This is a genomic window from Oleiphilus sp. HI0043, assembly GCF_001634935.1.
Window position 1 is genome coordinate 1 of sequence record NZ_LWEY01001780.1, and the last position, 905, is coordinate 905.

At 44.1% G+C, this 905-nt stretch carries 2 protein-coding genes; both read right to left on the reverse strand.

Translation table 11 applies throughout. The features are described 5' to 3' along the window. Nucleotides 1-324, reverse strand: a 324-nt coding sequence (locus A3729_RS27465) for a GMC family oxidoreductase N-terminal domain-containing protein (RefSeq protein ID WP_156498176.1), incomplete at its 3' end; no start/stop codon positions are given. Nucleotides 325-447: 123 nt separating this feature from the next. After that, nucleotides 448-905: AraC family transcriptional regulator (locus A3729_RS27470; RefSeq protein ID WP_231877514.1), on the reverse strand; the 458-nt coding region annotated here is incomplete at its 5' end.

The following is a 905-nucleotide window of genomic DNA, read 5'->3' on the forward strand; positions in this document are numbered from 1 at the left end:
GTGATCATAATCAGATTTATCGCCTCGAACATAGACCATTGCGTTGATGGCGCTACTTCCGCCTAAGGTTTTTCCTCTGGGGCAGAACATTGGTTGCCCCTTACGAATGTCGGCAACGGCTTCAGACTCATAGCCCCAGTTATATTTTTTACTATACATAAAGTAAGCAAAAGCTCCGGGTATTTTAATCATTGGACTTTTGTCTTCAGGTCCGGCTTCAAGTACCAGCACCGAGTTCTTTTCATTCTCGCTTAAGCGATTCGCAAGCACACTGCCCGCCGAACCGGCGCCAACAATGATGTAGTCGTATATTAGTTCTGACATCTTGTCACCCAATCTAGAGTCAATATGGTTATCATGAGGGTGATGTTAACTGAGTGCTCAGCACCTAAGAATGGCGGGAGTTGCCAAGGACAGGTCAATAAGTGTCAATAACGATAAACTTCCTTACCCTTCTCGATACTGTGATGGCGCGCAGCCAAACCAGCGTTTGAAACTGCGCCCAAAATTCGACACATCTTCGTAACCAAGCTGTAAAGCGATCACATCTATCTTTTGATCTGTTTTCTTCAGCAAGTATTGAGCATTTTTTTTCTTGGCGTCTTCCATTAGAAGTTTGAAAGTCTTACCTTCTTGCTTCAGTTTTCTGATTAAGGTGCTCTTGGACATATAAAGCGTCTTGGCGGTTTGCTCGAGTGATAGTTCAAACTGAACACTCGAAAGAATTAGTTCATTCACTTTGTCTGATAATGTGCGTGATTCCATTAAACGATTAAGCTCATTCTTACATTGTTGAGCGGCCATTTCGGCAGTAACCGGATCTGCTGAAACGCAGGTGATCGCCTTCCACTCCAATGGCATACCATATCGCAAAACTCCGTCTGAATAACGAATGCGCTTCGGCA